Annotated in this window: 8 protein-coding genes; 4 read left to right on the plus strand and 4 right to left on the minus strand. The window is 44.2% G+C overall.

Going from position 1 to position 6,367, the window contains the following annotated elements; genetic code table 11:
- Window positions 1-203 (minus strand): UvrD-helicase domain-containing protein (locus tag ACRC32_RS11200; RefSeq protein WP_438554031.1); only part of this gene is annotated, 203 nt, incomplete at its 3' end.
- 280 nt (window positions 204-483) lie between these two features.
- Between ACRC32_RS11200 and ACRC32_RS11205 the strand changes: the two genes are divergently transcribed.
- Complete coding sequence (locus ACRC32_RS11205; protein ID WP_438554032.1) at window positions 484-1,011, plus strand: GrpB family protein; 528 nt, start codon at window positions 484-486, stop codon at window positions 1,009-1,011.
- 149 nt (window positions 1,012-1,160) lie between these two features.
- Here ACRC32_RS11205 and ACRC32_RS11210 read toward each other — a convergent pair whose 3' ends face one another.
- Complete coding sequence (locus ACRC32_RS11210; RefSeq protein ID WP_438554033.1) at window positions 1,161-1,943, minus strand: MOSC domain-containing protein; 783 nt, start codon at window positions 1,941-1,943, stop codon at window positions 1,161-1,163.
- A gap of 73 nt (window positions 1,944-2,016) precedes the next feature.
- The gene (locus ACRC32_RS11215; protein WP_015157358.1) at window positions 2,017-2,208 is read right to left on the minus strand and encodes a DUF2949 domain-containing protein; all 192 of its coding nucleotides are present in this window, start codon (window positions 2,206-2,208) and stop codon (window positions 2,017-2,019) included.
- Between the two features lie 355 nt (window positions 2,209-2,563).
- Here ACRC32_RS11215 and ACRC32_RS11220 point away from each other — a divergent pair, with 355 nt between their 5' ends.
- From ACRC32_RS11220 to ACRC32_RS11230, 3 genes are all read left to right on the plus strand, one after another.
- A complete protein-coding gene (locus tag ACRC32_RS11220; protein ID WP_438554034.1) occupies window positions 2,564-3,529 on the plus strand; it encodes an orange carotenoid protein N-terminal domain-containing protein in 966 nt (321 codons plus the stop codon).
- A gap of 234 nt (window positions 3,530-3,763) precedes the next feature.
- A complete protein-coding gene (locus ACRC32_RS11225; RefSeq protein ID WP_438554035.1) occupies window positions 3,764-4,273 on the plus strand; it encodes a pentapeptide repeat-containing protein in 510 nt (169 codons plus the stop codon).
- Window positions 4,257-4,520, plus strand: a complete 264-nt coding sequence (locus tag ACRC32_RS11230; RefSeq protein ID WP_438554036.1) for a DUF1830 domain-containing protein — start codon at window positions 4,257-4,259, stop codon at window positions 4,518-4,520. Before ACRC32_RS11225 ends, ACRC32_RS11230 begins: the two co-directional genes overlap by 17 nt.
- Before the next feature lie 12 nt (window positions 4,521-4,532).
- On the opposite strand, the gene ACRC32_RS11235 is transcribed toward ACRC32_RS11230, so the two are convergent.
- Window positions 4,533-6,367: iron uptake porin (locus ACRC32_RS11235; protein ID WP_438554037.1), on the minus strand; the 1,835-nt coding region annotated here is incomplete at its 5' end.

Below are 6,367 nucleotides of genomic sequence, written 5' to 3' on the forward strand. Positions count from 1 at the left end.
GCTGCTTTATTAGTAAAAGTCACGGCTAAGATATTATGAGGATCGACACGGTGTTTGAGAATCAGATTTGCAATCCGATAAGTTAATGCTCTCGTTTTACCAGAACCCGCACCCGCAACCACTAGCAAGGGACCGCAAAAATGCTCTACAGATGTACGCTGACTGGGGTTAAGGTGACTTAAAAAATCTGTGGTTTTGGTCATAATTTAAAAACTAGAATTATAGTTTTATATTTAATAGCTTGGAAATGTGCTATTCTTCGCTAAAATGTCCATGAATCTGTTCTAGAGCCGAGTCGTTGCGACATGACAATAATTTTCGGACTCCTGCGGTAGCCATTCTTACTATAGAATGCCTCTGCTTGCCCTTCTCTATTAGAGATACATCTAGCAGACCATAGAAATTATATGGTAGCCGCTTTGTGGCAGTTGTAGGGATGCGAATTGAGGAGTGAGGAGTGAGGAGTGAGGAAAATTTAAAGGTATGGATGATATTGTTATCGTGGAATACGATCGCAAATGGGTAGAGTTATTCGAGCAAGAAGCTATTTACCTACGAAATCTGCTGGGAGAAGCTTCGATCCTCCGAATCGAACACTTTGGCAGTACGGCTATCCCTGGAATGCCTGCTAAGCCCATAATCGATATATTAGCGGAAATTCCCAGCTTCGATCGCGCCCAACAAGAAGCCTTACCCAAGTTAGTAGATGCAGGATATGAATATCTATGGCGTAGCGATCGCCCTCCAGGGCATATGATGTTGATTAAGCGATCGCCTGATGGTAAGCGTACCCACCACATTCATATGGCGATTGCTGGACACGCATTATGGGAAAGATTGTATTTTCGCAATTATCTCTGTAGCCACCCAGAAGAAGCAACACGCTACGCACAACTAAAGCGAGATTTAGCACAAAAATTTCCAGGCGATCGCGAGGCTTATACTGATGGTAAGAGCGAATACGTTAATCTAATTACTACCAAAGCAAAATTAGACGCAATAAACTTTTAGTCCGCGCAGGCGAAGTCCGCCTGTGTAGCCGCGAATTATATTCGCCCAATGCTTTGCTTTTTAACTTTGCCTGTGTAGTTGCGAATTATATTCGCCCTATTTTAATTCTGAATCGTAAGGTAGGCATTGCCCACCCTATTTATTAGATTCTAGATTAAAACTGGATCGCCAATTCTTAAGATTTTTCCTATTTCTGACGATGGAATTTTTGTATTGATACTTAACCGATAAAAGTGGTCGAATCTCTCTGAAGTTGTCCAATCTGGCAGGGTTTCTTTACGTTTAGAAACAAAGACTTTCTGAAAATTCTCTGTTGCTACTGCTGTTTTTGAATCTCTTGTGGGTACAATACATCTCGCACAAGGATTAATCCCAGCAAATACAACTTGTCCAATTTGAAACTGGATACTATTCCCTACTTTGGTAAATAATCGGTCTTCCCAAAATGGAGGTACGCCATCAATTTCTATATTTGCTCGTATCCGATTCCTCATTTCCTCAACACTTATGTCAGGAAACCAGGAGGCAACTTCTGCAAGCGTAGCTGCACTGATTATTGTAGGTCCAGAAGCATTAGTATCATCTGGAAACCCTGTGAAATTATTTTGCTTAATGTTGAGAGGTAAACCAAAATAATTGCTTAACCAAGCTTCTAACTCCGAACGCTCTCGATCCAAGTGAAAAGTCACACTCTCATCTGTTTCTTGGACTTGTAACGATAGCTGTTGACAATTTGCATCGAATTGCGATCGCAGCAAATGAATCTTAGCATTGCGCTTACCATTCACAAATCGTCCCTTTTGGTCAAATAAGGCATACTCGCGATCGTGCTGGAGTGCGCCACTTGCCAATACACTGACTTGAGACAAAGTGATGCTAGCAAGCGATTTAACCGGAAAAATCGAAATTTTTGCCAGATAAGGCTGTATCATAAGCCATAACTTTATATTGCTACTCAAGACAATAGCTGACGTGAAGTTACACGAGTTACAGCGTGAATAGATCCTACACCATTTCTAACCAATCGAACACGCGGTTTAGTTGTGGCAAGGTAATAAATCCGTATTGCCAAAGTACCATCGGCAGAAAGTTTAGTTCCTGTTCTCCCTTCTTTAAGGCTAACGCGATCGCTGCTTCTGAAACCGACAATTCGTCGCGTAAAAAGCTCATCAAATCATCCCGAACGTTAGATTTCATATACGTTTATCCAATTAATGCATTTTTTAACTAAATGGTAATGTAACAAGCATTGTAAAGTTATGCAACGTTTTCTCAGAATTATTTAGCTTGCAGGCAGCACTTGGACTAGCCGCTACTGTGTAACATGGTGTGCGACTGCGCGATCGCTTGCTCGATTAAACTACCTAATAGCGCATGCCATCTACTGGATCGAGCGGCAAAGCGATCGAAATCGATAAATTTCTTTACAAAATTTAACTACTTTGTTACATTTATTTACGTAACCAAGTGGGTACGTGCTAAAGCCCCAGCTTTAGCATTTTCCATTAAATCTCAAAATTGACTAATACAAAGCAATCTGGAGTTTCCGATCGTGACTTATACTATCGAGTCGGCACAAAATATCTTCTCTGGAACTCAAATCCCCAGTCCAATTCCAGCCACTATAGCGCTGTTCGACCAACTGAGCGTTGACGATCGCCTCGCGTACCTTTGGTATGCTTACACGGAAATGGGTCGGACAATCACCCCCGCAGCTCCAGGCGCGGCTCGTTTACAACTGGCGGAAGGATTGCTCACCCAAATCAAACAAATGTCACCTGAAGAGCAAACCAAAGTCATGCGCGACCTTGCTAATCGCATTGACACTCCGATCAACCGTTCCTATGGTTTCTTCAGCGTGAATACCAAGCTAGCTTTTTGGTACGAGTTAGGAGAGTTGATGAAACAGGGGATCGTCGCTCCAATTCCAACTGGCTATCAAATGTCTCCTGGTGTCAAAGTCGTCCTAGAAGCAACCCAGAAACTCGATCCAGGTCAGCAGATCACAGTTCTGCGCAACACAGTCGTAGACATGGGATTCGATACATCCGACTTGGCTCCCAGCAGTTCTCGAAAGAGTACAGAACCAGTATTTGAACGCACCGAACCCGTCACCACCAATGTCAAGATTGAAGGAATTGACGAGCCTGCGGTGTTGCAGTATGTCGAAGCAATGAACGCAGACAATTTCGCCGCTGCTATTGCTTTGTTTACTGCTGATGGTGCTTTACAACCCCCATTTCAAAAGCCAATTGTCGGTCATGAGGCGATCGCGAAATACATGCGCGAAGAAGCACAAGGGTTAAACATGATGCCAAAACAAGGTATCTGTGAGGTGCAACCAGATGGCTCCAAACAATTAAAAGTCACAGGTGTCGTCCAAACTCCTTGGTTCGGTGTCAACGTTGGGATGAATATTGCTTGGCGGTTTTTGATCAATCCTCAAGGCAAAATTTTCTTCGTAGCAATTGATATGCTTGCTTCTCCCCAAGAGCTACTCAACCTGCGCCGGATGTAAAACGTTCTAAATGGGGGAGTGGTACCAGCTAGTACTGCTCTTTCAAACCCAATATATCTCGGAAGCGCGGTAAAAAGATGGAGGAGATCCCCCAATCCCCTTTTTAAGGGGGAATTTAAAGCCCCCTTAAAAAGGGGAGGACACTTATGTGGGCGGGTTTCCCGACTTGAGTAAAGTGTCCGTGGGCTAGGGGGATCGAGATCTTCAACTTCCGTGCGTAACTCTGGCGTATTTATGAATGCCGAATCTATGAATGTTGATACTCTACTAGAGCTTTATGCTGCCGGCAAAAGAGATTTTAGTTGTTTTAACTTGCGCGGAGTCGATTTGAGTGAAATCGACTTGAGTGGAGCCATCTTGAGCAGAGCAGAGTTAGCTGGAGCCAACCTGAATGGAGCCAACTTAAAAGGAGTCAAGCTCAGCGAGGCAAACTTATCTGGCGCTACACTCTGGAGAACTGACCTTAGCAATGCGACTTTGTATAAAGCCATCCTGAGTAGAGCAATTCTCATCAAAGCCAATTTGAGCAGTGTAGATCTACGTGACACTTTATTAAATAGAGCAGATTTGCGACTAACGAATTTAACTGGAGCCAATCTCAGTGGTGCTAATCTGACCGGAACAGATTTACGTTACGCACAATTAAAGTTAGTAGAACTAGCTGGGGTAGATCTGAGTCAAGCATGTATAGTTGGAGCATCGATCCAAGACTCATTATTGTATGATTATGACGAAAATAATTAGCTCTCCACCAGCCGATCGAGAGATTCCTATACTATGCTGCTACGTTAATGCAACCAGCGAAATTCAGGTGATTCGCATTGTCGATCTTACCAGTTACTATTTTGAACGGGCAGTTTTTCCAGGACAACGGCTTTTGTTTGAAGCTTTACCCAATGCTGAATTAGAGGTTCACACGGGTATGACAATTGGTTCGATCTTAGCCGATAAAATTTCTTGTTTGCACCTTCAAGTTGATAACAGCAATTGATGAAGCGATCGCTTAAAAGCTAAACTGCGCTCTTAAGTTACCTACATAGATCGTTGGGTTATCGCTAAAGTTATTTGGATTGGCAATCAGATAAAACGCTGGTACTAAAGCTATATTATCTGTGAGTGGAAAATAATAATTCGCTTCAAACTCGTACTGCACGCCACCATTTCCGCCGCCAGCAACGAGAAAATCGCGTCCATCCAAGATGGCAAACGGTCTGACATAAGAGATAGTTAATAGCGCCCCCTCCTTACCTAAATCGGGAAAAGCAACACCAGCTTGCATTGCTTGGGCTTCAATTTCTCCATCACCAGGCACTAGATTTGTCTTGGCATAGGTGTAACGTCCGAATAAACCGATACCAGGAGTTAGCAACCAATCAAAATTAACTCCATAGGTATCAGCCAAACCAGCATCCAAACCACCATCAGCAACGAGTCCTGTCACTGGGTCGAATACCGCAGAACTACCATTATCTGCAATTCCGTAAATTGGCTCTCCTGCTGCACCACCAATGACTCCGCCAATTGCTTGAATCCGCGTCCGATTGTATAGCAGCCTCAAATTGAAATTTTGGCTGGGCGAGTAAGTGACTTCAGCTGTTGCCGTGTACGTACCACCAAATAAGCCAAATCTCGGATCGCTAGAGGTGTTAAATCCAGGTGCGATCGTACTAGAAAGAAATTCTGTATTTTCTCCAATGTATCCTGCGGTCAATTGCAATTGCTTGCTAGGCTTCCAAGTTATAACCGCCCCCGATCCTCGGTCGATCGCATTGACTAGCGTACCGCCATTGGAGTTAAAACTATTCGCACCCGTGAGGATGAAGGTAAAAGCGTTGTAGTCAAATAGGCGATACCAGTTAATCCGGGGACCAAAAGCAATTTCAAGATTATTCCCCACGGGAAAACTGTAATACAATTCGTGGATAACGACATCGTTACCCAACCCTTGAATCCCCGCAGTTTGGTCAAAAAAGGGTACGCCGTAGGTGTTGTACAGTCCTGCTGAGGTGAATTGGTTGGCGGGAGAGTCGGCATTACCTGCAACTAGCCGCACCTTGAGGCTATCCCTACCATTGAAGGAAGTATCGAAATTCAACCAGATCAGATCGCTGAAAGTAATTTCTGGATCGTCTGTAAGTTCTTGTACAACTGGTCTACCTGTGACTGCATCTCTTCCCCCTCGTCTAGCGACAACGCCGCCAAATGCAGCTGGCGGAAAGAGATCGACTGATTCAAATTGTACGTCACCATCGGCAAAGGCTCCCGTGGCGTTAGCCCAAACTAGAGCGCTTAATTTCGTCGTAGTCGAGAATTGATTGGCTTCTAGTTCTGCTGTCGCTGCTTCTAAAGCATCCACGCGACCGCGCAAAGCAGACAATTCAGCGGCAAATTCTGTCTGCAATTTTTGCAGCGTATCGGCATCTTCCTTCTTAACGGTATCTGCCGATGCTGTAGCAATGAGTTCGTTAATTCTGTCCAAACAGGCATTCAAACCAGCCGCAAATTCATATCTCGTTAAAGCACGGTTGCCTCGATAGGTGCTGTCTGGATATCCGGCAATACAACCATAGCGCTCTACCAATGACTGTAACGCTTGAAATGCCCAGTCAGTAGGTTGGACATCTGATAGCTGCGATACAGATGTGACTTGCGCCATCGGGTCGCCACTTGCTGCTTCCAGTATCTCGACTCTAGGAGTTGTCGCTAAATCGGTTTCAGGTTCTATGGAAGTATGATTGGTTGCGTGACGATCGCTGCGATCTGAAGGTAGCAATAATTTAGCTTCGCGATTGTAATTCGTGCTAGCTAGTGTCTGTTTTGAGCTAACTTCTACCGCGT

The sequence above is a fragment of the Chroococcidiopsis sp. genome (genome assembly GCF_051657925.1).
Classification (GTDB): Bacteria; Cyanobacteriota; Cyanobacteriia; order Cyanobacteriales; family Chroococcidiopsidaceae; genus Chroococcidiopsis.

Coding starts and splice junctions, on each gene's coding strand:
- ACRC32_RS11215 (WP_015157358.1), bottom strand. CDS start 2,208: ATGAAATCTAACGTTCGGGATGATTTGATGAGCTTTTTACGCGACGAA.
- ACRC32_RS11210 (WP_438554033.1), bottom strand. CDS start 1,943: ATGATACAGCCTTATCTGGCAAAAATTTCGATTTTTCCGGTTAAATCG.
- ACRC32_RS11230 (WP_438554036.1), top strand. CDS start 4,257: ATGACGAAAATAATTAGCTCTCCACCAGCCGATCGAGAGATTCCTATA.
- ACRC32_RS11205 (WP_438554032.1), top strand. CDS start 484: ATGGATGATATTGTTATCGTGGAATACGATCGCAAATGGGTAGAGTTA.
- ACRC32_RS11225 (WP_438554035.1), top strand. CDS start 3,764: ATGAATGCCGAATCTATGAATGTTGATACTCTACTAGAGCTTTATGCT.